23 protein-coding genes and 1 other RNA gene are annotated in these 24,699 nt (G+C 60.2%); 15 read left to right on the forward strand and 9 right to left on the reverse strand.

The window, feature by feature from the left end; all coding sequences use genetic code 11:
• Window positions 1-85 precede the first annotated feature (85 nt).
• Entirely contained in the window at window positions 86-1,093 is a 1,008-nt protein-coding gene (locus ACTJJ7_RS16770; protein WP_130269957.1) for an ArsR/SmtB family transcription factor, read from the forward strand.
• A complete protein-coding gene (gene metF / locus ACTJJ7_RS16775; RefSeq protein WP_105732171.1) occupies window positions 1,093-2,016 on the forward strand; it encodes a methylenetetrahydrofolate reductase [NAD(P)H] in 924 nt (307 codons plus the stop codon). The genes ACTJJ7_RS16770 and metF overlap by 1 nt, the downstream gene beginning before the upstream one ends.
• 505 nt (window positions 2,017-2,521) lie before the next feature.
• Here metF and ACTJJ7_RS16780 read toward each other — a convergent pair.
• The gene (locus ACTJJ7_RS16780; protein WP_440968228.1) at window positions 2,522-3,460 is read right to left on the reverse strand and encodes a DMT family transporter; all 939 of its coding nucleotides are present in this window, start codon (window positions 3,458-3,460) and stop codon (window positions 2,522-2,524) included.
• A gap of 141 nt (window positions 3,461-3,601) precedes the next feature.
• Between ACTJJ7_RS16780 and ACTJJ7_RS16785 the strand changes: the two genes are divergently transcribed.
• Window positions 3,602-4,837, forward strand: coding sequence for an alanine racemase (locus tag ACTJJ7_RS16785; protein ID WP_440968285.1), 1,236 nt, complete (start codon window positions 3,602-3,604; stop codon window positions 4,835-4,837).
• Between the two features lie 3 nt (window positions 4,838-4,840).
• Here ACTJJ7_RS16785 and ACTJJ7_RS16790 read toward each other — a convergent pair whose 3' ends face one another.
• Together ACTJJ7_RS16790 and ACTJJ7_RS16795 are read right to left on the reverse strand one after the other, a co-directional pair.
• Window positions 4,841-5,935, reverse strand: coding sequence for a lytic murein transglycosylase (locus tag ACTJJ7_RS16790; protein ID WP_425350418.1), 1,095 nt, complete (start codon window positions 5,933-5,935; stop codon window positions 4,841-4,843).
• Between the two features lie 237 nt (window positions 5,936-6,172).
• Window positions 6,173-7,000: a glycoside hydrolase family 25 protein gene (locus ACTJJ7_RS16795; RefSeq protein WP_440968229.1), complete on the reverse strand. Its 828-nt coding sequence runs from the start codon at window positions 6,998-7,000 to the stop codon at window positions 6,173-6,175.
• A 246-nt stretch (window positions 7,001-7,246) separates the two neighbouring features.
• Between ACTJJ7_RS16795 and ACTJJ7_RS16800 the strand changes: the two genes are divergently transcribed.
• Window positions 7,247-8,269 (forward strand): hypothetical protein, encoded by a 1,023-nt coding sequence (locus ACTJJ7_RS16800; protein ID WP_440968230.1) that lies wholly within the window; start codon window positions 7,247-7,249, stop codon window positions 8,267-8,269.
• 13 nt (window positions 8,270-8,282) lie between these two features.
• Here ACTJJ7_RS16800 and ACTJJ7_RS16805 read toward each other — a convergent pair whose 3' ends face one another.
• From ACTJJ7_RS16805 to ACTJJ7_RS16830, 6 genes are all read right to left on the reverse strand, one after another.
• Window positions 8,283-8,939, reverse strand: coding sequence for a class I SAM-dependent methyltransferase (locus ACTJJ7_RS16805; RefSeq protein WP_440968231.1), 657 nt, complete (start codon window positions 8,937-8,939; stop codon window positions 8,283-8,285).
• 5 nt (window positions 8,940-8,944) lie between these two features.
• Window positions 8,945-10,198 (reverse strand): DUF3419 family protein, encoded by a 1,254-nt coding sequence (locus ACTJJ7_RS16810; RefSeq protein WP_440968232.1) that lies wholly within the window; start codon window positions 10,196-10,198, stop codon window positions 8,945-8,947.
• 147 nt (window positions 10,199-10,345) lie between these two features.
• A complete protein-coding gene (locus ACTJJ7_RS16815; RefSeq protein ID WP_440968233.1) occupies window positions 10,346-11,383 on the reverse strand; it encodes an HlyD family secretion protein in 1,038 nt (345 codons plus the stop codon).
• Window positions 11,384-11,387: 4 nt separating this feature from the next.
• A complete protein-coding gene (locus ACTJJ7_RS16820; protein ID WP_245421002.1) occupies window positions 11,388-12,971 on the reverse strand; it encodes an MFS transporter in 1,584 nt (527 codons plus the stop codon).
• 89 nt (window positions 12,972-13,060) lie between these two features.
• Window positions 13,061-13,504 carry a MarR family winged helix-turn-helix transcriptional regulator gene (locus tag ACTJJ7_RS16825; RefSeq protein WP_245457765.1) on the reverse strand — a complete coding sequence of 148 codons (444 nt, stop codon included), beginning with the start codon at window positions 13,502-13,504 and terminating at the stop codon, window positions 13,061-13,063.
• Window positions 13,505-13,612: 108 nt separating this feature from the next.
• Window positions 13,613-14,119: a GNAT family N-acetyltransferase gene (locus ACTJJ7_RS16830; RefSeq protein WP_105732181.1), complete on the reverse strand. Its 507-nt coding sequence runs from the start codon at window positions 14,117-14,119 to the stop codon at window positions 13,613-13,615.
• A 211-nt stretch (window positions 14,120-14,330) separates the two neighbouring features.
• Here ACTJJ7_RS16830 and ACTJJ7_RS16835 point away from each other — a divergent pair, with 211 nt between their 5' ends.
• From ACTJJ7_RS16835 to ACTJJ7_RS16885, 11 genes are all read left to right on the forward strand, one after another.
• Entirely contained in the window at window positions 14,331-14,711 is a 381-nt protein-coding gene (locus tag ACTJJ7_RS16835) for a hypothetical protein (protein ID WP_199537956.1), read from the forward strand.
• A gap of 132 nt (window positions 14,712-14,843) precedes the next feature.
• Window positions 14,844-15,563, forward strand: a complete 720-nt coding sequence (locus tag ACTJJ7_RS16840; RefSeq protein ID WP_105732182.1) for a J domain-containing protein — start codon at window positions 14,844-14,846, stop codon at window positions 15,561-15,563.
• Window positions 15,550-16,314, forward strand: a complete 765-nt coding sequence (locus tag ACTJJ7_RS16845) for an N-acetylmuramoyl-L-alanine amidase (RefSeq protein ID WP_130269975.1) — start codon at window positions 15,550-15,552, stop codon at window positions 16,312-16,314. Before ACTJJ7_RS16840 ends, ACTJJ7_RS16845 begins: the two co-directional genes overlap by 14 nt.
• Before the next feature lie 213 nt (window positions 16,315-16,527).
• Window positions 16,528-17,250, forward strand: a complete 723-nt coding sequence (locus ACTJJ7_RS16850) for a lytic transglycosylase domain-containing protein (protein WP_105732184.1) — start codon at window positions 16,528-16,530, stop codon at window positions 17,248-17,250.
• A gap of 92 nt (window positions 17,251-17,342) precedes the next feature.
• Window positions 17,343-17,774: RNase P RNA component class A (gene rnpB, locus ACTJJ7_RS16855), an RNA gene on the forward strand.
• 363 nt (window positions 17,775-18,137) lie between these two features.
• On the forward strand, window positions 18,138-18,602 hold the full coding sequence (mraZ, locus tag ACTJJ7_RS16860) for a division/cell wall cluster transcriptional repressor MraZ (protein WP_440968234.1): 465 nt from the start codon (window positions 18,138-18,140) through the stop codon (window positions 18,600-18,602).
• The gene (rsmH, locus tag ACTJJ7_RS16865; protein ID WP_440968235.1) at window positions 18,602-19,609 is read left to right on the forward strand and encodes a 16S rRNA (cytosine(1402)-N(4))-methyltransferase RsmH; all 1,008 of its coding nucleotides are present in this window, start codon (window positions 18,602-18,604) and stop codon (window positions 19,607-19,609) included. The genes mraZ and rsmH overlap by 1 nt, the downstream gene beginning before the upstream one ends.
• 3 nt (window positions 19,610-19,612) lie before the next feature.
• On the forward strand, window positions 19,613-20,053 hold the full coding sequence (gene ftsL / locus ACTJJ7_RS16870; RefSeq protein ID WP_105732189.1) for a cell division protein FtsL: 441 nt from the start codon (window positions 19,613-19,615) through the stop codon (window positions 20,051-20,053).
• A 64-nt stretch (window positions 20,054-20,117) separates the two neighbouring features.
• Window positions 20,118-21,779 carry a peptidoglycan D,D-transpeptidase FtsI family protein gene (locus tag ACTJJ7_RS16875; protein WP_245421003.1) on the forward strand — a complete coding sequence of 554 codons (1,662 nt, stop codon included), beginning with the start codon at window positions 20,118-20,120 and terminating at the stop codon, window positions 21,777-21,779.
• A gap of 13 nt (window positions 21,780-21,792) precedes the next feature.
• Window positions 21,793-23,262, forward strand: a complete 1,470-nt coding sequence (locus ACTJJ7_RS16880) for a UDP-N-acetylmuramoyl-L-alanyl-D-glutamate--2,6-diaminopimelate ligase (protein ID WP_105732191.1) — start codon at window positions 21,793-21,795, stop codon at window positions 23,260-23,262.
• Complete coding sequence (locus tag ACTJJ7_RS16885; RefSeq protein ID WP_130269985.1) at window positions 23,259-24,692, forward strand: UDP-N-acetylmuramoylalanyl-D-glutamyl-2,6-diaminopimelate--D-alanyl-D-alanine ligase; 1,434 nt, start codon at window positions 23,259-23,261, stop codon at window positions 24,690-24,692. Before ACTJJ7_RS16880 ends, ACTJJ7_RS16885 begins: the two co-directional genes overlap by 4 nt.
• Window positions 24,693-24,699: the final 7 nt, after the last annotated feature.

Below are 24,699 nucleotides of genomic sequence, written 5' to 3' on the forward strand. Positions count from 1 at the left end.
AAATTTGCCGTCAACGGAAAAACACTCCTTGCCAAATCTGTATTTCTCACATAAACATATCTTTATATCTTTTGAAGGTGTCTTGATGGACAAACGTGATCTCAATCTTGACCTGATGGTCGATACGCTGAAAGCAGCGGCGGAGCCTAGCCGCCTGCGCATTCTGGCGCTGTTGTCTCGCGGCGATCTGACGGTTTCCGATCTGACCTCCATCCTCGGGCAGTCGCAGCCGCGCGTCTCCCGCCATCTCAAGCTGCTGTTCGAAGCCAATCTGATCAACCGCTATCAGGAGGGCTCCTGGGCCTATTTCCGTCTGGCTGAATCCCTGGTGGTTGGCGATATCGCCCGGATCCTGCTCGATCGTCTTGATGTGTCCGATCCGTTGCTGGAGCGCGATATCGAGCGGCTCGGCTCGGTGAAGCTGCAGCGCCGCGAGCGGGCCGCCGCCTATTTCAGTGCCAATGCCACGAGCTGGGATGCGATCCGTTCGCTGCATGTGCCGGATGGCGCGGTGGAAGCCGCGCTGACGAAGATCATTGGGCGCACGCCGTTCCAGGCGATGCTTGATGTGGGCACCGGCACCGGCCGCCTTCTCGAACTGTTTGCCCCGCTTTACGTGCGCGGTGTCGGCATCGATATCAATCGCGACATGCTGACCATTGCCCGCTCCAATCTCGACCGGTCCGGCATCACCAATGCGCAGGTCCGCCAGGGTGACGTCTATTCGCTGCCGGTGGACCGGGAATCCTTTGATCTGGTGACCATTCATCAGGTGCTGCATTTCCTAGACAATCCTGCCGAAGCCATTCGCGAGGCGGCCCGCGCCTTGCGTGCAGGCGGGCGCATGCTGATCGTTGATTTCGCCCCGCACGATCTTGAATTCCTGCGGGACAGCCATGCGCATATACGGCTTGGCTTCAACGACAACCAGATGCGCGACTGGCTGACCGAGGCCGGGCTGGCGCTGGAAAACAGCCTCGAACTTGAACCAAAAGACAAAGACAAACTGACCGTCAAACTGTGGTTGGCACGCGACCCGCGCCTGCTGATTGCTGATCCCGCTTTAACCTCCCGCGTAACGGAGAGTGTCTGATGAGCTTTTTCCGCCAATCCCGCCGTGCCGACCTTGGAACCAATATCCGGGTTTCCTTTGAATTCTTCCCGCCGAAGACCGAGGTGATGGAAGAGCGCCTGTGGGAAACCGTGACGCGCCTTGCGCCGCTCAATCCCGAATTCGTGTCTGTAACCTACGGTGCCGGCGGTTCCACCCGCGAACGCACGGCGCGCACCATCAAGCGCATCCTGACCGAAACGGATGTGAATGCCGCCGCGCACCTGACCTGCGTCGATGCGACCAAGGAAGAGGTCGATACCGTGGTGCGCGAGTTTGCGGCCATGGGTGTGAAGCGCTTCGTCGCCCTGCGCGGCGATCCGGCCGGCGGCGTCGGTGCCCATTACAAGCCGACACCCGGCGGTTATGAAAACGGTGCCGATCTCGTCGCCGGGCTGAAGGCCTTTGCCGATTTCGACATTTCCGTTTCCGCCTATCCGGAAAAGCACCCGGAAAGCCCGGATTTCGCCACCGATATCGACATGCTCAAGCGCAAGGTCGACAATGGCGCGACGCGGGCGATCACGCAGTTCTTCTTCGAGAACGATCTCTACGAGCGTTACGTCGAAAAGGTCCGCCGCGCCGGTATCTATATTCCGATCCTGCCGGGCATCCTGCCGATCCACAATTTCACGCAGGTCACCAATTTCTGCTCGAAGGCCGGGACCCACATTCCGGCATGGCTGGCCGAGCGGTTCGAGGGGCTGGAAAACGATCCGCAGACCCATGCGCTGGTCTCATCGGCGGTGGCTGCCGAGCAGGTTCTCGATCTGGTCGAGCGCGGCGTTCAGGATTTCCATTTCTACACGATGAACCGGGCCGATCTTGCCTTCGCCATCTGCCACCTCATCGGCATCCGCCCTGCCAGCGCACCGCTGGAACCGGCCTTGGCTGGCGCGGCCTGATATCCGGCAGTAGCGTTAAATTGGAAATGGCCCGGTTGTTGCAACCGGGCCATCCAAATTTGTCTGTCACCTTCTTAACGGTCAGAGACCATCTCCACGGCGCTCTTTTTCTCAATCAGGGTATGAGTCCTACGACCATTGCACCGATAAATGCGAACGCTGCACAGATCATGAGGACGTTCATCGAACGTGTAAGTCCCATTGTTTGTCTCCTGCAGTTAACCGTCTTAGCATAGCGGAAAATTGCCACAGAAAAAGCGGAAATGTTACCGCGATGTGACATGATCTGTAGAAATTTTTTGCTCTTCAACGGTAAGTTTCTGAAATGAAACGCATTTACTGGAATGAAAAATCGTCAATTCACGATAAAATGACCGGGAATTTGGTTTATTTTTGCATTGCACCAAGATGCAATGCACGTGTTTTCTCACTGGTTTGTGACACAATTGCGCCGCAATCCAGCCCGGAAATACCGAGCCGTACCCGTTAGGATTTGTTGAAAACTCTATCTTTTTTGCGGTTTTTGCAACGCTGCGAGCAGCCTGCCGTCGATGGTCAGAAGGCCAAGGGCGATGAGCGCCATGCCGGCAAAATCCTTCAAGCCCAGTTCCTCCCCGAGAAAAACTGTTCCAAGCAGGATCGCGCTGACGGGAACCACCAGCGTGACCAGCGAGGCATTGGTGGCGCCGCCGGCGCGGACGATGGAAAAGAACAGGATGTAGGCGAAGGCAGTGGAGAGCAGCCCGAGGCTGAACACGGCGGCCCAGACGCCCTGATCGGGCGCGGCAAAATCCGGCATGCCGCTGGAAAGCAGGACGACGGGGATCATGATCAGCGTCGAAGCGGTCATCTGGCCGGTCGCGGTCACCGTTGGCGGAATGCCCTTGAACCGCTTGGCGAGAATGCTGGCGAAGGCATAGGAGAGTGTGGCGGCGAGCACGGCGATTTCCGCCCACAGCGGCCCGCCCAGGCCGGAGAGGACGCCGGGCCCGATCATCACCACCGTGCCGAAGACACCGAGCAGGATGCCGGCGATCTTGTTGGCGCTGATCTTTTCATCGACGGTGAGGAATGTGGCGATGATCACTGTCCAGATTGGCGTCGTGGCGTTGAGGATGGATTCCAGCCCGGCACCGAGCGCGGTCTGGCCGATGAACAGCAGCGAGAAGGGAATGACGTTGTTCAGGAGCCCCAGTCCGGCAAAACCGAGGGCGTGCTGGCGATAGTCCCAGAACCGGATGCCGCGGGCGAGGAGATAGATGTGCAGGGCGAGGGCGGCGATGGCGACGCGAAACAGCACCAGCGTCAGTGGCGGAATGACGTGCACGGCGATTTTGGCGAAGAAGAACGAACCGCCCCATATGGCGCCCAGCAGCAGCAGTTGCAGCCAGACAAAGCCGGTCATGGCGAGCGGGTTGGGCTGTGTTGTCTGGTTTACGGCCACTGGAAATCCCCCGAATCTGGCGCTATGCCGGATATTTCTAGGTGAACGCCGGTAAATTGCCACCCGTTTCCTGCATGGAGAAAGCGACTTTCGTCCGTCATCTGCTCTTGCTAAGAGTTATGCATGGAGCAGACGATCAAGATGCAACGATTCGCCTCGGCCCGCGATGCAGCACTTACCCTGCGGCCCGATCAACCCGTTTATTGCTTTCGGCCGGATGTGCTGGTCGAAGACGCGCACCAGTTCATGCAGATGTTCCCCGGCGAGACCGCCTATGCGGTCAAGACCAACGGCGAAAATCTCGTCCTGGAAACACTGGCGCGCAACGGCGTCAACACGTTCGACGTGGCATCGCCGGGCGAGTTCGCTGCGGTGCGCAAGGTCGCCCCGAATGCGCATATGCTCTACATGCACCCCATCAAGGCCCAGTCGGATATCCGGCTTGCGCTTGAAACCTACGGCATCCGCATCCTGGCCGTCGACCATGAGGACGAGATTGCCAAGATAACGCGCATCGTGCGCGCGCTCGATATCGATCCGGGCAGCATCACCCTTTACGTGCGGCTGCAGACCAAGGGCCATGCGGCCTATGAGCTGTCGAAGAAATTCGGCGCAACACCGGCCCATGCGGTCGAGCTTCTGCAGCGGTTGCACAAGATCGGCTACAAGGTCGGCATCTGTTTCCACGTCGGCAGCCAGATCGAGGATCCCGATACCTATGAACGCGCCCTGCGGTCAGCCGACTGGGTGCGCAACCGTGCGGGCGTGCCGCTGGCCGGGCTCGACGTCGGCGGCGGATTTCCGGCCGAATATGGCCATGATCCCAAGCGCAAGCATGTGGAGATGCCCTCGCTCGGGCAATTGATGTCGCGTCTGCGCGGCGACATCAAGGAATGGGGGTTTGACGATCTGCCGCTGGTGGCGGAACCCGGCCGGGTGATCGTGGCGCGCGCCTTTTCGCTGATCGTGCGCGTGCTCCTGCGCAAGGGCAGGCGGCTTTATATCAATGACGGCATCTGGGCGTCGTTGTCGGACTCGTGGACCGGCAAGATCACCCTGCCGGCGCGGTTCATACCCGACCCCGCGCACAAGCATCGCAGCGGCAATGTCCGGGACATCGTGCCGTTCCGCGTCTGCGGCGCGACCTGCGATTCCGTCGACATCCTGTCACGGCCGTTCTGGCTGCCGGAGACGGTGGCAACCGGGGACTGGATCGAAATCGGCAATATCGGCGCCTATTCCCTGTCGCTGCGCACCCGTTTCAACGGGTTTTACCCCGATATGTTCGTCGAGGTGGAAACCCCGTTCGACGAGGGCGAGCGGCCGGAGGGCTTTGCTTCGCTGGAAACGATGGCGCCGGCCGAACACAGGGAATAAGGTTTAAAGCTTGCTGAGCAATTCCGGGGTTGGCCAGGAATCTGCCGGAAGGCCCAGGCGGATCTGCTCGTCGCGCACCGCATCGCGGGTCAGGATGCCGAACACGCCATCGATCTTCGGGCCCATATCGTGGCCGCGGGCGGCGAGCTTGGTCTGCAGTTCCTTCATCTGTTCCTGTGTGAGGCCCGTTTCGGGCGTGGTCGGCTCAAGCGGACCCGCACCGGCAAGACGTGCCGCGAAATAGGCGGCCGTTGTCGCGTAGATGATGGATTTGTTCCATTCGACGAAAACGTCGAAATTGGCGTAGGACAGGAATGCCGGTCCCTTGCGGCCCATCGGCAGCAGGAGGGATGCATCGCCATTGTCGGGACCCAGCGGCCCCTTCATGCCCATCACGCCCCATTCGGACCATTTGGAATGGGGGAGGCGGTTCGTCCGCAGGGCATTTTCCCAAGGCAGGTCCCGCGTCAGCTTGACTTCCTCCAGCCAGGGCTCGCCCTTGCGCCAGCCGAGATCGCGCAGGACGCGCGCAGCCGTCATGATGGCGTCCGGCGCACTGTTCTTGAGGTCGACCTTGCCGTCACCGTCGCCATCGACGCCGCGCTCCAGATAATCGGTCGGCAGCATCTGCATCTGGCCGATTTCACCAGCCCATGCGCCGGTGGTCTTGGAATCGACGACGCCCTTGTCGAACAGCTTGAGCAGGGCGATCAGCTGCGGCCGGAACAGCTCCGGACGGCGGCAATCGAAGGAGAGGGTGAGCAGCGCGTTCAGCGTGTCGAAATCGCCCTGGACGGCGCCGAAATCGGTTTCCAGTCCCCAGAATGCGGCAATCACCGGACCCGGCACCCCGTATTCGGATTCTGCCCTGGCAAAGGTGTCGGCATATTTCTTCAGATTGGCTGCGCCCTGCTTGAGGCGGTAATCGGACACCATGCGGGTCGAGAATGTCAGGAATGTCTGGCTGAATACGCCCTGCGCGCGGTCACGCTGCAGAACCTTGTCATCGAGCGATGCCTTGAGCAGTTCACCAAGGCCCTTGTCGGTCACGCCTGCCGCTCTTGCTTCGGCGATAAGGCCGTTGAACCAGGGTTCCATCTCGCCGCCGCAGGCAGGCTTCACAGCTGCCGGTTGCTGGTGGTTGATCTGGTCCAGTGCATAAGCAGAACTTGTCGCAGAAAGAACTGCGGCGGCAAGAGCAATCGATAGTTTGTTCATCAGGGAAATCTCGTTGGTAACAGGGGGCGCCAGCAGGCGCGCGAGCTTGTCCTGCTAATGCACGATTATGTCCCCCTCGTGAAGTCACAGAATTGCGAGAAGAGACCCAGTGTGACTTTATCGCACCTTGTTGCGCACAAGCCACTGCTTCCAGGCCGCTTCGTCGCCTGCGAACACGTTGATGTCCGCATCGCCGCGAATGCCGGGAATGGCGCCGGTTCCGGTGTACTGCCAGAACGTCCAGGGATGCGGTCCGTATTTTTCATCGGGATGACCGGCAACCGAGCGCAACCAGAACGGATAGCCGGCCAGTTGCCTCAGGTCGTTATCGTCGAAGAAGTCGACGGTGGTGTAGATGATCGGCCGTTTCCCGTAATGGCGCTCGAGAATGTCGATGAACACGCGCATTTCGCTGCGCACCACCGCCGCATTGGGGCGCAGCTTGCAGGTTGGCGATGCGGCGTTCCATTCCATGTCGAGAACGGGCGGCAGGGCACCGGGATCGTTCGGCACGTTGCGGATGAACCATTGCGCCTGTTCCTTGGCAGTCCGGCAGAAATAATAGAAATGATAGGCACCGCGCGGAATGCCAGCGGCACGTGCGCCCTGCCAGTTGTCGGCGAGACGGTCATCGACCCGGTCGGCGCCTTCGGTGGCCTTGATGAAGACAAACGAGATGCGGTTGCCGCGCACGGTCGACCAGTCGATGGCGGACTGGTATTTCGAGACGTCCGTCCCGTGCACGGGATAGTGCCAGGGCGTTCTGCCTTTCCAGTCATGCGGATTGCTGTCGTCGAAGCGGGGGGCGTTGACCTTGCCTGCGGGGGCTGCGATCTGCTGCAGAGGGGCGGAAGGGCCTCGCTTTTTTGCGTCGGAAAAATCGTAGTCGACCGTCGTGCAACCGGCGAGAAGAAGGGTCAGTAATCCAGCAGCAAGTCGCTTCATCAATGGCGGTCCGTACTCGAATCGTGGAGGGGCATTTCCTATGTTTCCACTCATGCGGCATTATGCTTAACACATCATGACCGGCGGAGATTATGGTTGATGGCAGTATGCCTTTCCTTTGTCATGATTTTTCAATGTGATATCTGTATGAGAGTTGCGGGGTATGATGGGTCACATCTTCGTGTTTGATATAACAGGCGGCAAACGTTCTGGCAGCACGGCCATGTGACCGGTCCGGGGAAGCGTATGATCAGGAAAATCGGCTGGGCTGTACTTGTGATCTGCGTCATTGGCCTTGCCAATGCGACAGTGGCTGCATGGGTGACGATCGACCGCCCGGAGCTGGGCATCGGCAACAGCCATGCGGAGCACTGCGTTCGTCCCACCGTGCCGAGCTTCTGGCGCAATTATCGCGGTTATCCCGGCTACAACAATGAACTGATTGCGGATTATTTCGGCGTCTACGCCGCCTATGCGTCGAATGTGTACAAGCCGGTTGCACGGCACCATTTTGATCTGAAGACCGAATATTTCGGCTGGGAGCCGTTTGGCGAACCCATCGCCAGGGCTGGCGGGTTTTATGCGGAAGTCTATCGGCGCCGCAGTTCGGACCGCATGTCGTTCATGATCGTGTTCCGCGGCGCCGATGGCCTGGCGAGCATTCCGGGGTTTGTCAGCGAGCTCAGCTATTTCACCCAGATCCTCAACCCATGGGATCAGTACCGCACGGCGCGCCAGGAGTTTGCCAAGATCAGGGCGGACGCGCAGAAGAACTCGGACGGCCTGCCCATCGATTACATCACTGTCGGACACGAACTGGGCGGTGGCCTTGCCCGGCACATGGCTGCGGCATTTCCATGCACGGCGGCAATTGTCTTCAATTCCACGTTCGTGTCGAACAATTTCCGGCTGACCGAGCCCTATGACGGGCAGGTTGTCGATCTCTTTGCCGACAACGACCTGATGTCGCGGCTTGCCATCCTGTCAAACCCGCGCGCGTTCTTCCGCATTTCCCGCACACACCAGTGGTATCGCGTGCACAACACCGGTGCCATGGATGGCCGGCGTGGCATGTTCAAGACGGCAACGGCGATGGCGCGTATCCCGGTCATGTGCCTGCTGCGCAAAGATTGCGAGCTGCAGCAATCGGAAAGCGGCGACGAACTGGACGCCAATCCGCTCGGCGAGCGCACGATTGCCAATATCACCAAGCTCTATTGCCTTGCAGCACCAAGCTCGGTTGTCGCCAAGGGCGATCTCTGCAAATAGGCGCGGGGACGCCTCAGCCCGGGCGGCTGATGATCGAAATCCAGGCAAAGCCGCGGTAGAGCCTTTGCGCTTCGGCGTGCGCGCCCGTTGCCGCGGCAATATCCTGCGCCACCGCGAACAGGTTGTTGCGCGGGGTGACGTGATACCATTCGAGCCATTTGTAGAGCGCGGCTTTTGCGGCGCCAGGCAAGTCCTTCAGATCGCCGAAATCGACGATATGCAGCTGGCCGCCGGGAGCCAGATGGTTGACCGCCTCGCGCATGACGCTTTCCCATTGCGGGATCATCGACACCGCGTAGGAGATGAAAATCCGGTCAAACTGGGCGCGGCCGAACAGGGCAGATGGGTCGAATTTTGCCGCATCGGCATAGGCAAGTTCGGTGCGCTCGCCCAGACCGGCAGCCGTCACCTTCTTGCGGGCCGTCGTCAGCATTTCGTTGGAAATGTCGATGCCATAGAGCTTCGTCGTCGGGTACGCCGCTCCGGCCATGACCAGATTGCGGCCGGTACCGCAACCGATCTCCAGGATGCTGCCATTGGCCGGCGGCATGAGGCCCGCGATCATCGGATCGCGCCCGAGCAGGTAATATTTGCGCGTGGCATCGTAGAAATGGCGCTGGTGCCGGTAGACACGATCCATCAGCGGCCCATGTTCGATCTTGGCAAACATCGGTATCAATCCTTGAGCAGGTAGAGATGGAAGCCGCCATAGATGGACGACCGGTCGCGGGCATGCAGGTCGAGAGACTGTTCCTCCCGGTAATCCCAGCGCTCCAGCAGGGCGTCGTCGATGCGGCCCGGCAGGATGGTGGGTTCAGCCGCCGTGCGGAAAATGACACGCGCGCCGGGCGCGGCGGTGCGGGTGATCTCGTGCCAGAGTTCGTTCAGCTGCCGGTCGTTCATCCAGTCCTGCGCATCGAGGAGGATGAAGCGGTCGACGGAACCAGCGGGTTTTGCTGCGAGAAACTCCGTCAACGATGCATTGACGACGCTCATGCGTTCGGCGCGGTCGCGCACGTTCTCGAAATTGTTGCGCGAGAGATAGGGCGGCAGCGGGCCGGTTTCGGCGTTGTCGCTGTAGCCGCGCCCAAAAGCCTGCCAGGCGAAATAGTTTTCGGAGAGGGGGAAGCCGCAGGCGAGTTTTTCCAGGCGGCGGCGCAGCACCAGTGCCATGTTGCCGTCGCCCGCTGTCGCCAGTGCATCATATTGCTGCGGCGGGATACCGAGGCCAAACAGCGAGGATTTGCGCTTCGTTGCCCAGCGTACCATGCGCTTGTCGAAAAGCGGGGCAAGGGCGCGATCGAAATAGGCGCGCTGCTCTTCGATTGTCGCGGCCTTGAGAATGTCGCGCGGATCGATGCCATAGAGCCTGGCGACACGGTGGCCCATGCCGATGAACAGGCCAAGCAGGCCATGCCGGTAAAGGTCGCGCGAAAAGATGGTGATGCGGCGGCGTCCGGACAGCATCCGCTTTTCCCAATAGGCGCGGCTGGTGCCGTCGAGATACGGCTGGATAAAGCGTTCATAAGCGGCAAGGTTCGCCTTGTCGTCAGCCGTTCCATAGAAACGGTAGAAGGCATCGTAATTGGGCAGGCGGGTAACGGCGGCGAGCTTCAGGCGGTTGAAGGCCACGTGGGCCGTATTGAGATCGACCGCCTCGACGCTGGCGGGATCGGCCGTGAGGTACGACATGGCGTTGCAGCCGCCTGATGCAATGGTGACAATCCGGTGGCCGGAATGGATCTGCAGCGCCTCCATGTCGACCTCGGGGTCTTCCCATATCTGCGGATAGACGAGGCCCTTGAAGACATGGGCAAACAGCCGTTCGGAAAGTCCGGCTTTTGACAGAAGCCTGTTCTGGCGTACGGCGTTTTGAACTTTTTCATGCCGCGGCGCGGTGGCGCTGTCGGGCTGTTTCGCAAACGGCATCGGATCGAATCCCCTTTGTTGGAAATTCCTCTCCGCCTAACATTTCGATGTAACAAAGCCGTGACGGTTTTGAATCAAGTCCTTGCCGGATTGATTCAGGTTACGCGGCTAAGCCTCTGCGGCTCCAGAAAAAAACAGGCTGCGCGCCTATTTTTCCAGTTCGGTTCGCACCACGACCGACATGCCGGGCGCGAGATATTGTGCCAGCTCCTGACCGGGATCGACAGAGATGCGCACGGAAATGCGCTGAGCAACCTTGGTGAAATTACCGGTTGCATTGTCGGGCTTGAGCACGCTGAACTCCGAGCCGGCGGCCGGCGCAAAGCGCTCGACATGGCCGTTCAGGCGCTTGCGGTTCAGCGCGTCCACCGTGAACGTCACGGGCTGGCCGATCCTGATATCGCTGAGCTGGGTTTCCTTGAAGTTGGCGATGATCCAGACATCAGGCGGCACGACGGCCATCAGCTGCGTTCCGGCGGTGACGTACTGTCCGAGTTTCGCGCCCACTTCGCCCACCGTGCCGTCGCGCGGGGCAAGGACCTTTGTGTTGGTCATGTCGATTTCGGCGAGATTGACGGCAGCCACAGCGCCGGCGACAGCAGCTTCGAGCGAGCCGCGGCTCACCTTGATGGTCTCCAGGTCCTGCCTGGAAACTTCCAGCGCCGCCTGCGCCTGGGTTACCGCCGACTGCGCCTGTTCAAGCGCGGTTTCGGCCTGATCGGAATCGCTCTTGGTCATGACACCCTTGATGGTGAGCGGTTCAATGCGGGCCCAGTTGGCCTGTGTGCGCCGCAGGCCCGAATTGGCACTGTCGAGCTGTGCCTGGCTCGAACCGATACGCGCTTCCGCCGCCCGTTCCTGCTGGGTCGAGTTGTTGAGGGCCGCCTGCTGGCTCGCCAGAGTTGCCTTCGCCTGTTCGAGTTTCTGCGCATAGATCCTGTCATCGATCCGCACCAGCAGCTGCCCTTCCTTAACCTGCTGGTAGTCCTGCACCGGGACTTCGACCACGTATCCGCTGAGCTGCGGGCTGATGAGTGTCACATAGCCTTTGACATAGGCATTCTCGGTGATCTCGACATTGCTGTTGAACGGCGGCAGCCGCCACGCATAGAGAACCAGCACAAGGCCGAGCAGGCCGAGAAGAATGGCGATGAGGGTGGCGGTGTTGCGGAGCAATGTGGACATGATCTTATGAACTTGGTTGGGCCAATCCGCCAGTCACGCGCGGAGCCATGAATTTTCCGGCGGCATAGCGAAAGCCGAGATGGGTGAGAAGGGCGACGAGAGCAAAGAACGAGATCGCCGCAATCAGGAAGAATGCGTCGTTATAGGCAAGGATATTGGCTTCGCGCGTGGTCTGCTGCGACAGGAGCGCGATCCCTTCGGCGTTGAGCAATGCCTTGTCGGTGATGACACGGCCATAGCCGCTGGCCAGTTGCGCCACACGCTGGGCGACGAGCGGGTCGGACAGGACGATGTGTTCCGCCAGTACGTTGGAATGGAATTTCTCGCGGATGGTGATGAAACTGCCGAAGACGGCGGTGCCGAGCAGACCGCCGAGGCTTTGTGTTGCCAGAAACACGACGAAGAAATTGACGATATAGACCGGACCGCGTTTCAGGGCGGATGTCAGGCCGGCCGACATGGCGGGCGGCAGGAAGATCACAGTTGCCGCGGCGATCAGTGCCTGGCTGACATACATGTTCTCCGGGCGGGTCAGGTTCGTTGCCTGGCTGTCCATATAGGAACCGACGATCAGGAAGATCAGGGCGACCACATGGATGGCTGGCGCGCGTTCCGGCTTCATCACCGCGGCGCAGCAGAGGCCCGCGACGACCATCGATACCATCATCACCACATAGAGCGCGGCGATCTGTTCGTTGAGCAGACCGAGATTCTGGAAGAAGTTGGTGGCAACGGTGGCCTGCTCGGAAACGATCAGCCGAAACAACAGGATGGTCCCTGCCAGATGCAGTATCTCCCTGCTGACGATCCAGCGAATATCTAGCAGCGGCTTTGTCCGGTTGAGGTCGATGACCACCGCCGTGGTGACCGTGATGACGGCAATGGCGAGAAGAATGCCGAGCCAGGGTACCTCGGTCCACCAATAGAGGCGCCCCATGACGAGAACGACAGCGGTACAGCCAAAGCCGATCGCGATCAGCAGATAGCTCAGAATATCAAGTTTTTCGATGACCTTGGCGCGCGGTGGCGGTGTCAGCGGCAAGAGATAGATGATCGCAAGGGCAATGAAGGCCAGCGAAACCTCAAACATGTAGAGGCCGCGCCATTGGCCAAACTCGAGCAATGATGGCGACAGAAACCGCGCAAGCGGCGATGCCATAGATATATTGGTCAGCACGAGACAAACCGCGACGGTCAATTTGCGCGCGGGCGGAAATGCTTCGAGCATATAAAGAAAAGCAAGGGTCGACATGGGCGAGGCCGCGATGCCGCTGAAAAAGCGGATGACGATGGCCGATTGCAGGTCCGTGACGAAAAGATGCATGAGCGAGATGAGGACAAATCCGGCGATGCTGAGCTCGGCAAAGTTTCGCAGGCCATACTGGCTGCGGATTTTGACCAGGGCAACGGAGAGGCTGACATTGGGTGCCATATAAGCGGCAATCAGCCACGTCGTTTCGGTGTTGGTCGCGCCGAGATACCCCTGAATCTGCGCCACATTGGTGGCGATGAGGTTCATCCCCAACCCTTGCGTCAGGGAGAGCAGCGTCGAGGCCGCGATATAAATGCCTGACCAGTATGGGCTCATGGCCGGCGGCGGGGCCGGCAGCACCTCCCCCTCCGGTGGTTCCGGCTGCAGTTTCAGCGGGTCATACCCGACAAATTCTGCCTCGGGGATCATCCGGCCGGATCCTTGTCCATGTCGCCAATGTTGCGGTTGATGGCACGCATCACCTCAAGCCCGGCGATAAGCGCCTTCTCGTCGACGCCTTTCAGAAATTCGGCCCGCAATTCCTGCGCCAGCTGATTGACCTCGCTGGCCAGTTCCGCGCCTTGCGGCGTCATGACGATCTGCTTGGCCCGGCGGTCGCCGTCCACGGAGCGCCGTTCGATAAAGCCCTGCTTTTCCAGCCCGTCGAGCAGCCGCACCATGGTGGGCGTTTCGATCTCCAGCTCTTCGGCCAGGTCCTTCTGGCTGAGGATTTCCATGCGGTCGAGCAGCATCATGGTCCGGGCGCGGGCAAAGGTCAGCCCGCGCTGCTTGACCCGTGCATCGAACAATGTGCGGATCTTGCGGCTGACTTTCGAAAGCTCGTCAATATAGGTGTCGCGGGGCGTCATCGGGTTCATATCATAGCCAGACAATAAGTAGCACGCTAATCATTATCTGGCGATATAACCGCAATCCGCCCGATTTTCAAGATGGCACGACGATTTTTGCCGGCCGCCTCAACGCAAATCGAGCCGCAGCAATTCATCATCGTAGGATTGGCCGTTGATGCGCAGGGCATCCCTTTCAAAACCAAACACCGTGAAGCCCAATCCGAGATAGAGGGTGCGGGCGGGCAGGTTGGCTGCCATGACCGTTGCGTGCAGCGTGTCGACATGCGCGCGGGCATGATCGATGACCGCCAGGGTCAGCTTCCGGCCAAGATCGTGGCCGCGCCAGTCCGCATGAACGAAAACGCCCCACAGCAGGCCCTTGTGCTTCTGTTTGGCCTTGGCCGTCGTCGCGAAACCCGCCATGCCGACCAGTTCGCTCCCGGCAAAGGCGCCGAACACGGCATTGGGTCTGGCGTCAAGCATCCGTTCAATCTCGGTTGGCGTGCGGCCGGCCTCATCCTCGTAGCTCGAGCCGAAACTTTCCGGTGTGTTTTGAAGGCCATGCAGGCGCAGGGACTGAAAGGCGGCGGCATCCTGCGCCGTCAGGACGCGAATCAAGGGGGAAGGGGACATGCGGGGCACTCTGCTGGCGTGGGATCGAAGGGGCGAGTCTTGCAAAAGAACCGGCTTGGCACAACCGCCGGAAAATGGCCGGTTTGCCTGCGTTTATGCGGATATTCGATGAAAAGTTAACCGAACTTTAAAACAAGACCCAACTTTGCCTCAATTCAGGTAAGATAACAACGTGAGGGACGTATTTGGTTGAAACGGAGAGGGTATACCCATGAACAGCAAACTACTTATTTCACTCGGCATGGTTTCGCTTCTTGCACTGACCGCATGCGGCAAGAAGGAAGAGGAAAAGAAGGCTCCGGCAGCGACCGAGCAGCCTGCTGCCACCCCGGCCAAGCCCGCTGCTCCCGCAACACCGTCCACGACGCAGGCGCCCGCCGCTCCGGCAGCGCCGATGAATGCGGCGGACACGTTGCAGAAGCTGAAAGAGCAGGCCGCAACCATGACGGCAGAACAGAAGCAGGCCGCCATTGCGACCGCGCGCAAGGCTGCGGAAGATGCGGCCAAGGCTGCCGGCCAGACGGCCGATCAGATCAAGGCCTCTGCCGATGCGGCGGAAAAAGTTATCAAGGATGCGCTCGGCGTTCAGTAAGAGCCGCTATCCCTGATGAAAATGGCCAGCTTCGTGCTGGCCATTTTATTTTTGACGGGTGCGTCAACCGGTCTGCCGCCGGCATGCCAGATCGCTCTCGCAATTGCGAAAGAATTTGAATAAAACAATACCATGTCAATCTGGCGCCGTATCAGCGACTTCATTACCACGACTGCCATCGATGCTTTCTCCAGCATCATCGAGGCCGTGCGTACAGCCTTCGAGGGAGACCCCGAGACCCGGCGGCGCGTTGCATTCTCCATCGCCATGATTGCCCTTTCCGCCAAGATGGCCAAGGCCGATGGTGTTGTCACCGAAGTCGAGGTCAAGGCATTTCACGAGATTTTTCACGTTCCGCCCCGCTATCAGGATCAGGTGACCCGGCTTTACAATCTCGCCAAGCAGGATGTGGCGGGTTACGAGACCTATGCGGCGCAGCTGGCTTCCCTGTGCGGCACGGGCAAGCCGAACTGCAAGATGCTGGAGGATATCCTCGACGGCCTGTTCCACATTGCCAAGGCCGACGGCTCGCTGCATGACAAGGAACTGATCTTTCTGGGCACCGTCGCCGAGATTTTCGCGCTCGACGAAGAACAGTTCGACAGCATTCTGGCGCGGCATGTCGGCCGGGGGCAGGCGGACCCGTTCGTGGTTCTCGGTCTGGCGCGGGATGTCAGTTTCGAAGATGCCCGCAAGCGCTACAGGGCGCTTGTGCGTGAAAATCATCCGGACATGCTGATCGCCCGCGGCGTGCCCGAGGAATTTGTCGCCATTGCCAATCAGCGCATTGCCGCTATCAATGCGGCCTGGGAAAAAGTTGAAAAAGATTTGAAGGCATATGAACGCGTTTAAACCGGACCATTTACGCGCGGAAGTGCATCCCTCACCGAATTTTGGCCCGCGCAAGGACGGCAAGCATCCGTCCTATCTCGTCCTGCATTATACCGGCATGGAAACGGGAGAGGCGGCCGAGGGTTGGCTGACCAACCCGCAGAGTGAAGTCTCCGCCCACTATGTCGTGCATGAGGATGGGCGCATTGTTCAACTCGTTCCCGAAAGCCAGCGTGCCTGGCATGCCGGGCAAAGCCACTGGAAGGGCGAGACGGACATCAATTCCTGCTCCATCGGCATCGAGATCGTCAATGGCGGACCGCTGCTGAATTTCCCCGATTTCAGCGATGCGCAGATCGATGCGGTGATCGACCTGTGCAAGGGGATCGTGTCGCGCCACAAGATGCGTCCGGAGAACGTGCTCGCCCACTCCGATATCGCGCCTGCGCGCAAGATCGATCCGGGCGAAAAATTCCCGTGGCCGGTTCTCTACAATTCCGGTGTTGGCCACTGGGTGGCGCCATCGCCCATCCGGGGCGGGCGGTTCTTTTCCCTCGGCGACCGGGGCCAGCCGGTCGAGGCTTTGCAGAGCATGCTGGCGCTCTACGGCTATGATGTGCCTATCGACAGTGTGTTCGGAAGGTCGACAGAATTAGGCATTTTAGCGTTCCAGCGCCATTTTCGCCCAGAAAAAGTCGACGGAGTCGCCGACATGTCAACCATTGAAACCCTGCATAAGGTGCTTTCTGCACTTCCCGCGCTTCATGCTTAACTCTCTGTAAAAAAACGCTTTCCCGGCGTTTATTTGTGCACTGCAACCTATATATTTCAATGTGTTACACTTTGTTATTTGGCCGACCCATATTCGGCTGCATTGGACCGTCACATCCTTGGACATTGTTCCGGTAATGCCCTTTTAGATTTTTGGCGCGGAACGGGGTCCGGCAGTGCGCTCGTATTGCCCAAGCGATTTAGACGGAAAACGATGACAAAAAAATTTGGTATGATTCTCGCCCTGGTTGGGGCGACGGCCTTCTTTGGCGCAAATTCAGCATACAGCAGTCCGGCAGAGCCGACAAACCTGATGGACTACCTCAAGGCCAAACGGGCCGCAGCGGAAAAGGAAAAAGAAGGCGGGAAATCCGCCAAGACCGTCCAGGCCAAAAGCAAGGGCAAAAAGGCCGTGGTGAAGGCCCGGACACACGGCAAGAGCCTGGCATCCTCCAAGCGTCCGGTTGTTGAAACCAGGGTACGGCTCAAGACCAAGGTCCGCCACCGCAATCTCGCCAATGTCGACACGATGACAACGGGCAGCATCCCCTCCGCCGCCGGTTCGATGAAATACACGACGATCATCAATTCCTACGCCGCGTCCTACGGCGTCCCGGCTTCCCTCGCCAATGCGGTGGTCCGGGTGGAAAGCAACTACCGTGCCGACATGACCGGAAGCGCCGGTGAAATCGGCCTGATGCAGATCAAACTCGAAACGGCGCGCGGCCTTGGCTATACCGGTAGCCGCCAGGCGCTCTACAATCCCGAGACCAATATCCGCTGGGGCATGAAATATCTTGCCGGCGCGCACAAGCTCGGCAACGGCACGACCTGCGGCACCATCCTGCGCTACAATGCCGGCCATGGCGCAACGCGCATGAATCCGGTCTCGGCCAACTACTGCGCCAAGGTGAAAATGGAAATGGCTTCCAACTAAACAGTTGGCAACCTGCACAAAGATGAAGGCCGGATAACCAATCCGGCCTTTTTCATTTGCGTTTTGACGGCGAAACCCTTTTATACGCTTCGTCAGCTGGCCGGGCAGCCGCGCATGTCAGAAGCCGAAAGGCGGCATGTGAGGAAAGTCCGGGCTCCAGGGAAACACGGTGCCGGATAACGTCCGGCGGGGGCGACCCCAGGGAAAGTGCCACAGAAAGGAAACCGCCCCGTCTTTCGTTGCGCCGGATCATCGCCGGTTGGGCGCAAGGAATGACGGGGTAAGGGTGAAAGGGTGGGGTAAGAGCCCACCGCGTTGCTGGTAACAGGAACGGCAAGGTAAACCCCACCGGGAGCAAAACCGAATAGGGACGGCGTGTCAGGCGAAAGCCTGGCGATCAGTTTCCGGTCAGTCGTCCGGGTAGGTTGCAGGAGGCGGATGGCAACATCCGTCCAAGATGAATGGCTGCCGCGCCGGACGCAAGTCCGGCCATACAGAACCCGGCTTACAGGCCAGCTGACACTTCATTCCCCTTCTGCCGCGGCATGCCTGCGCAAGGCTTCAATCATACCGCCCCACCGGTTTCCTAACCGTTCATTAAGCTTAATGAGCCATAAATTCAGAATCGCCGGAAGTGTGCTTGATTGCAGGCGCGCTCCCACCATGTGTTCTCTAATCCCATTGACGCCCATAGTGCCCCATGATATCGATTGGTTTCATCAGTAGCGTTCAGTCGACACGGTGTTTCCCGACATTGGATTTGGCATGCTAGGGCTTGCATTCGGCCCGTTCGGCCAATGCTTCCACGGCTATTGATGGGGCTCCCAGGGGTGGAGCAGGGGTAGAAATGAAACAGGCCTTCGTGGCGGAAACGGCGGTGTTGCGTTTTGAACCGGTTCCTCGGACATGTGACGAACAAGATCGATGCGAAGGGACGGGTTTCCGTGCCGGCGCATTTCCGTTCGATCATCCAGCAGGCCGGCCACACGGAACTGTACGCGCTGCGCTCCCTGCATCTTCCTGCCCTCGATGCGGGCGGACCGGATCTGCTGACGCGCTTCGACAAGCGGCTGGAGAGCGAGGATCCCTTCGCCGAAATGGCAGACGATATGTCTTTCTACCTGCATGCGGATGGCGGCTTTCTCAAGCTGGACGCGGATGGCCGCATCACGGTGACGGATTTCCTGCGCGAGCATACGGGAATCACGGCCGATGTGACCTTTGCGGGGGCGAACACGCATTTTCAGATGTGGCAGCCGGAGCAGTTCGAAGCGCATCGGGCAAAGGTACGCCAACGCCTGATGGAGCGGCGGCGGCTGGAAAATCTGGACAACCAGACAGGAAGCAGGTGATGGCGGGTGCGGGCGGTCAGGATGAAGCGCGCCACATACCCGTCCTGCTCGATGAAGTCATTGCCGCGCTGAAGCCCGGTCCCGGCCAGCACATCATTGACGGCACATTCGGCGCGGGCGGCTATACCCGCCGTATCCTTGATACCGGTGCATCGGTCACTGCGATTGACCGCGATCCCTCGGCCATCGAAGCCGGGCGGGCGCTGGAAAAGGCCCATGCGGGCCGCCTCACGCTGGTGCAGGGCACTTTCTCGACACTGGATCAGGTTGCATTGCAGGGCGCGCCCGACGGCATTGTGCTCGACATCGGCGTGTCCTCCATGCAGATCGATGAGGCCGAGCGTGGCTTTTCCTTCCAGAAGGACGGGCCGCTCGACATGCGCATGTCAAGTTCAGGCCCAAGCGCCGCCGATGTGGTCAACCGCCTCAAGACGGGCGATCTCGCCCGCATTTTCAATTTCCTCGGCGAAGAGCGTCATGCCGGCCGCATCGCGCGCATGATCGAAAAGCGCCGCGCCAGCGAGCCGTTTCACCGCACGCGCGACCTCGCCAATGCCATCGAGGCGCTGGTCGGACGCAATCCGAAGATTCCGATCCATCCGGCGACGCGGGTGTTCCAGGCGCTGCGCATTTTCGTCAATGACGAACTCGGCGAACTCGTCCGTGCGCTGCATGCGGCCGAGCGGGCGCTCAAGCCGGGCGGCCGCCTGGTTGTGGTGACCTTCCATTCGCTCGAGGACCGTATCGTCAAGCGCTTTTTCAACGACCGCGCCGGTTCGAGCGGCGGTTCGCGTCATCTGCCGCAGGTGCAGGTGCGCCTGGCAAGCTTCACCCCCATCGGCAAGGGCGTGGTTGCGCCGACCGAAGCGGAGACGGAAAGCAATCCGCGCGCCCGTTCGGCCAAGCTGCGTGCCGCCATCCGCACCGAAAACCCGCCGCTGGCCGAGGATCATGCGATCTACGGCCTGCCCAATCTTCCGCATTTTCATGAAACGGCGAGGAGCTGATCCATGCTGCGCACCTTCGACATCATATTGATCGGGCTGATGATCGCAGCGGCCGGCATCACCTATAAAATCAAGCACGATGCTGAAAAGCAGATGACGGAAGTGCACAAGATCCAGCGCATGATCGCCGACGAGAAGGATACGATTGACCTGCTCAAGGCCGACTGGAGCCTGCTGACACAGCCCAACCGTCTGCAAAAGCTGGTTTCCTCCTTCCAGGGCCAGCTCAACCTGCAGCCGGTTGAGGCGCAGCAGATCGCCAATATCAACGAGATTCCGAAAGCCAAGCCCGCCGCCGAAAAGATCGACGATGTCGCCAACCTCATCACCGAGGCCGATGCGGGACCAGCCGTGAAAAAGACCGATACGATGAAGACCGGCAGCGTGCGCAGGGCCACCGTTGCGGCCGTCCCCGGCGCGAAACCGAAGGGGGCTGCGCATTAAGATGGGCATCTGGATCAAGCGGAAGACAGCGCAGCTGGAAAACGGGACGGCACCGGCATTCGAAATGGATGCGCGCAAGAAGAAGACGGGCAATCGCGCACGCAACCGCGTGATGATGGCCATCATCTGCTTTGTCGGCATTTACAGCGTCATCAGCGGACGCCTGATTTTCTACGGCATGCAGGAAGATACCACCGGCTATAACGGTCCGACCGGTACCGTTCTTGCCTCGCGGCCGGATATTCTCGACCGCAATGGCGAAGTGCTGGCAACCGATATCAAGACCGCATCGCTTTATGCCGAGCCGCGCAAGATCATCGACCCCGATGAGGCCTATGAGCTGCTGTCGACCGTCCTGCCGGATCTCAACTTCGAACAGACCTATAGCCGCCTGAAGAGCGGCGCAGGCTTTGCCTGGCTCAAGCGCGGCCTGACACCGCAGCAGAAGAGCCAGATCATGGCGCTGGGCATTCCCGGCATTGGCTTCCGCACGGAGAAATCACGCTTCTATCCCGGCGGCCCGACGGCGTCGCATATCCTTGGTCTCGTCAATATCGACAATCAGGGCATTGCCGGCATGGAGAAATATATCGACTCGCAGGGCCTGTCGGACCTGCGCGACGTCGGCCTTGCCGACGGGCGTTCGCTGGCGCCGGTGCGCCTGTCGATCGACCTGCGCGTCCAGCATGTGGTGCGCGACGTCGTGGTCAATGCGATGCAGAAGTACCGCGCCATCGCGGCCGGTGCCGTTGTTCTCAACGTCAACACCGGCGAAGTGATGGCCATGGCCTCGGCGCCGGATTTCGATCCGAACAACCCGTTCAATGCGCTGGACAAGGACCATCTCAACCGCATGTCGGCCGGCCTCTACGAGATGGGCTCGACGATCAAGAGCTTTACCACGGCCATGTCCCTCGATCATGGAGCGACGCTGAACACCACCTATGACGCGACGCGCCCGATCACCATCGGCCGTCAGACCATTCACGATTTCCACGGCAAGGCGCGTGTGCTGACACTGCCGGAAGTCTTCGTCTTCTCCTCCAACATCGGCTCGGCACGGGAAGCCGATGCGGTGGGCATCGAAAATCACCGGGCGTTCCTGACCCGTCTCGGCCTGCTCGATCCGATGAAGACGGAACTGCCGGAGGTCGCCAAGCCCTATTCGCCGAAAGTGTGGAAGAAGGTGAATTCGATCACGATCTCCTTCGGTCACGGCATGGCGACGACACCGCTGCAGACGGCTGTTGGCGCCGCGGCGCTGGTCAATGGCGGCAAGCTGATCGAACCGACCTTCCTGCCGCGCACGCTGGAAGAGGCCAAAGCCGTTGCCGAGCAGGTCATCAAGCCGAAGACCAGCGATGACATGCGCTATCTCTACAAGCTCAACGGCGATACCGGTTCGGGCCGCAACGCCAACGTCAAGGGCTACCGCGTCGGCGGCAAGACCGGAACGGCGGATAAGGTTGTCAATGGCCGCTATGCCAAGGACCTGCGGTTCAACGCCTTCGTGGCGGCCTTCCCGATCGAAAAGCCGGAATATGTCGTGCTGACGATTATCGATGAACCAAAGCCTGCCGAGGGGCAGAGCAGCGGTATCGCGGCCTACAATGCAGCGCCCATGGTGGCGGAAATTATCCGCAGATCCGCATCGTTTCTCGGGGTAAAGCCCGATTTCGGCCAACAAGTCGCGCCATTGCAGGTTTCCTACGACAGTGATGAGTAAAGCAGATTCGGTCATGAAACTGAAAGAATTGAACGGCATACCTGCCCTGGCGATCTCCGAATTCGGGGAAACGACGATCAATGGACTGACGTCGGATTCGCGTCAGGTCAAACCCGGCTTCCTCTTTGCGGCGCTGAAGGGATCGAAGGCGGATGGCAGTGTTTATGCCGCCGATGCGGCAAAACGCGGTGCTGCGATCATCGTGGCCGCCAGCGCTTCCAAGCTGAGCAATGTCTCCGCCCCGATCATCTATGTGGACGATCCGCGCCGGGCGCTCGCGCTTGCGGCTGCCAGCTTTTATCGGGTGCAACCTGATGTGATGGTCGCCATCACCGGCACCAGCGGCAAGACATCCGTGGCGTCCTTCACCCGGCAGATCTGGGCCAATGCCGGTTTCGCCTCGGCCAGCATCGGCACGACAGGCGTGGTTTCGCCGGCACGCAATGATTACGGTTCACTCACCACGCCCGATCCGGTCGAACTGCACAAGCTCCTGAGCGAGTTGGTTGAGGAAGGTGTTACCCACGCGGCCATGGAGGCATCGTCGCACGGCCTTGACCAGCGCCGCCTCGACGGCGTGAAGCTGGCGGCGGGTGCCTTCACCAATCTTGGACGCGACCACATGGATTATCATGCGACGGTCGAGGAATATCACGCCGCCAAACTGCGTCTGTTCAGGGAACTGCTGCCGAAGGGCGCGCCCGCGGTCATTTTCGCCGACGATCCCTTTTCCAAGCCGACCATTGCGGCGGCCGCCGAGGCTGGCTGCAAGGTGCTGACCGTCGGCCGCAAGGGTGAGTTCATCACGCTGAAGCGTGTCGAGCATGAGCGGTTCCGCCAGCACGTCGAAGTGCAGATCGCCGGCGAGATCTTTGAGATCACGCTGCCGCTGGCGGGTGATTTTCAGGTGGCCAATGGTCTGGTGGCCGCAGGGCTTGCCATTGCCACCGGGGTTCCCGCTGCCGCCGCCATGCGCGGCCTTGAGCGGCTGAAGGGCGCGCCCGGGCGGCTCGATCTTGTCGGTGCGACGGAAGAGGGTGCTCCCGCCTATGTCGATTACGCCCACAAGCCCGACGCGCTGGAAAATGTGCTCACCTCGGTCCGTCCGTTCACGACGGGGCGGGTGATCGTGGTGTTCGGCTGCGGCGGCGACCGCGACAAGGGCAAGCGGCCGATGATGGGCGAAATCGCCACGCGGCTTGCTGATGTCGTCATCGTCACCGATGACAATCCGCGCTCGGAAGTTCCCGCCACCATCCGCGCTGAAATTCTCGCTGCCGCTCCCGGCGCGCAGGAGATCGGCGACCGGCATGAGGCGATCCGCGTGGCTGTTGCCATGATGAAATCCGGCGATACGCTGATTGTCGCGGGCAAGGGCCACGAAGAAGGCCAGACCGTCGGCACTGTCGTGCTGCCGTTCTCCGATCACACGGAAGTCGCCCAGGCCCTGAAGGACCGTCTGGCCCGGGAGCGCAATCCATGAGTTTGCTCTGGACCTCGGAAGCCATGATTGCGGCCATGAACGGCCGCCCGGTCGGTGCATTGCCGGAGGGCATTACCGGCATTTCCATCGATACGCGCACCCTGCGCAAGGGCGAGGCGTTCTTTGCCATCAAGGGCGACGCGCTCGACGGGCATGATTTTGCCACGGCGGCGGTGGCCGCCGGTGCAGCGCTGCTCGTGGTTGCGGAAGTGAAGCTGCCTGCGCTCGGCAAGCTCAAGACCCCGATGATCGTGGTCGATGATGTGCTGGCAGCCATGACGCGGCTCGGCCTTGCGGCGCGCGAACGCTCCCATGCCCAGATCATCGCCGTGACCGGTTCCGTCGGCAAGACGACCACCAAGGAAGCGCTGCGACATGTCCTGGCGGATTCGGGCAAGGTGCATGCATCAGTTGCCTCGTTCAACAACCACTGGGGTGTGCCGCTGACGCTTGCGCGCATGCCCGAGGATACGGATTACGGCGTTTTTGAAATCGGCATGAACCATGCGGACGAAATCCGTCCGCTGGTGAAGATGGTGCGCCCGCATGTGGCGATCGTCACGCTGATCGCTCCGGCGCATCTTGGCCACTTCAAGAACCTGCAGGAAATCGCGACGGCAAAAGCCGAGATTTTTGAAGGGCTTGTGCCCGGCGGCTATGCCCTGCTCAATCGTGATGACAAGCACTACAAGCTCCTGGAAACGCTGGCGCGCAATGCCGGTGTCGAGCACATCAAGAGCTTTGGTGAAAATGCCCGGGCGGATTATCGTCTGCGTGCGCTCAAGCTGCATGATGCCTGCTCCTGCATGACCGTGCGGCTTGCCGGTTCCGAAGCCGTCGTCAAGGTCGGCGCTCCGGGCAGGCACATCGTGCAGAACGTTCTGGCTGTGCTCGGCGCGGCGCATCTGACCGGCGCCGACATGACCAAGGTGACGCTGGCGCTGGCATCGCTGCGGCCGGAGAGCGGGCGCGGTGCGCGCCACCTGCTCGAAATCGGCAATGGCACGTTCACGCTGATCGATGAGAGCTACAATGCCAATCCGGCATCGGTGCGCGCGTCGATAGAGCTTCTTGCCGCTGCCGTGCCCACGGGCAAGGGGCGCCGCATTGCCGTGCTCGGCGACATGCTCGAACTCGGCAAACAGGCGCCGAAGCTGCATGCGGACCTCGCGCCGGTCATCACGGCCAATCATATCAACATGGTTTTTCTCGGCGGACCCGAAATGGCGGCGCTGAAAGCCGCCTTGCCGGTTGAATTTCACGCCGAATACGGGCAGAGCGTCGACGAATTGCAGTCAAATCTGCTGAACACGATCAGGGCCGGTGATGTGATCATGATCAAATCATCGAAAGGAATCGGTTTTGTCCGGATCGTCAAGGCAATCCTACAGAAGTACAACGCCGTGGAGCCCGCCGGTCCTGCCGAGTGAGCTTACG

The organism is Phyllobacterium sp. 22229 (assembly GCF_052056495.1).
Lineage (GTDB): Bacteria > Pseudomonadota > Alphaproteobacteria > Rhizobiales > Rhizobiaceae > Phyllobacterium > Phyllobacterium myrsinacearum.

What these genes read in the sequence shown, in the direction of transcription:
- ACTJJ7_RS16770 (WP_130269957.1), top strand. Translation starts at nt 86, where the DNA reads ATGGACAAACGTGATCTCAATCTTGACCTGATGGTCGATACGCTGAAA.
- metF (WP_105732171.1), top strand. Translation starts at nt 1,093, where the DNA reads ATGAGCTTTTTCCGCCAATCCCGCCGTGCCGACCTTGGAACCAATATC.
- ACTJJ7_RS16785 (WP_440968285.1), top strand. Translation starts at nt 3,602, where the DNA reads ATGCAACGATTCGCCTCGGCCCGCGATGCAGCACTTACCCTGCGGCCC.
- ACTJJ7_RS16790 (WP_425350418.1), bottom strand. Translation starts at nt 5,935, where the DNA reads ATGGAACCCTGGTTCAACGGCCTTATCGCCGAAGCAAGAGCGGCAGGC.
- ACTJJ7_RS16795 (WP_440968229.1), bottom strand. Translation starts at nt 7,000, where the DNA reads ATGAAGCGACTTGCTGCTGGATTACTGACCCTTCTTCTCGCCGGTTGC.
- ACTJJ7_RS16800 (WP_440968230.1), top strand. Translation starts at nt 7,247, where the DNA reads ATGATCAGGAAAATCGGCTGGGCTGTACTTGTGATCTGCGTCATTGGC.
- ACTJJ7_RS16805 (WP_440968231.1), bottom strand. Translation starts at nt 8,939, where the DNA reads ATGTTTGCCAAGATCGAACATGGGCCGCTGATGGATCGTGTCTACCGG.
- ACTJJ7_RS16810 (WP_440968232.1), bottom strand. Translation starts at nt 10,198, where the DNA reads ATGCCGTTTGCGAAACAGCCCGACAGCGCCACCGCGCCGCGGCATGAA.
- ACTJJ7_RS16815 (WP_440968233.1), bottom strand. Translation starts at nt 11,383, where the DNA reads ATGTCCACATTGCTCCGCAACACCGCCACCCTCATCGCCATTCTTCTC.
- ACTJJ7_RS16820 (WP_245421002.1), bottom strand. Translation starts at nt 12,971, where the DNA reads ATGAGCCCATACTGGTCAGGCATTTATATCGCGGCCTCGACGCTGCTC.
- ACTJJ7_RS16825 (WP_245457765.1), bottom strand. Translation starts at nt 13,504, where the DNA reads ATGACGCCCCGCGACACCTATATTGACGAGCTTTCGAAAGTCAGCCGC.
- ACTJJ7_RS16830 (WP_105732181.1), bottom strand. Translation starts at nt 14,119, where the DNA reads ATGTCCCCTTCCCCCTTGATTCGCGTCCTGACGGCGCAGGATGCCGCC.
- ACTJJ7_RS16835 (WP_199537956.1), top strand. Translation starts at nt 14,331, where the DNA reads ATGAACAGCAAACTACTTATTTCACTCGGCATGGTTTCGCTTCTTGCA.
- ACTJJ7_RS16840 (WP_105732182.1), top strand. Translation starts at nt 14,844, where the DNA reads ATGTCAATCTGGCGCCGTATCAGCGACTTCATTACCACGACTGCCATC.
- ACTJJ7_RS16845 (WP_130269975.1), top strand. Translation starts at nt 15,550, where the DNA reads ATGAACGCGTTTAAACCGGACCATTTACGCGCGGAAGTGCATCCCTCA.
- ACTJJ7_RS16850 (WP_105732184.1), top strand. Translation starts at nt 16,528, where the DNA reads ATGACAAAAAAATTTGGTATGATTCTCGCCCTGGTTGGGGCGACGGCC.
- rsmH (WP_440968235.1), top strand. Translation starts at nt 18,602, where the DNA reads ATGGCGGGTGCGGGCGGTCAGGATGAAGCGCGCCACATACCCGTCCTG.
- ftsL (WP_105732189.1), top strand. Translation starts at nt 19,613, where the DNA reads ATGCTGCGCACCTTCGACATCATATTGATCGGGCTGATGATCGCAGCG.
- ACTJJ7_RS16875 (WP_245421003.1), top strand. Translation starts at nt 20,118, where the DNA reads ATGGATGCGCGCAAGAAGAAGACGGGCAATCGCGCACGCAACCGCGTG.
- ACTJJ7_RS16880 (WP_105732191.1), top strand. Translation starts at nt 21,793, where the DNA reads ATGAAACTGAAAGAATTGAACGGCATACCTGCCCTGGCGATCTCCGAA.
- ACTJJ7_RS16885 (WP_130269985.1), top strand. Translation starts at nt 23,259, where the DNA reads ATGAGTTTGCTCTGGACCTCGGAAGCCATGATTGCGGCCATGAACGGC.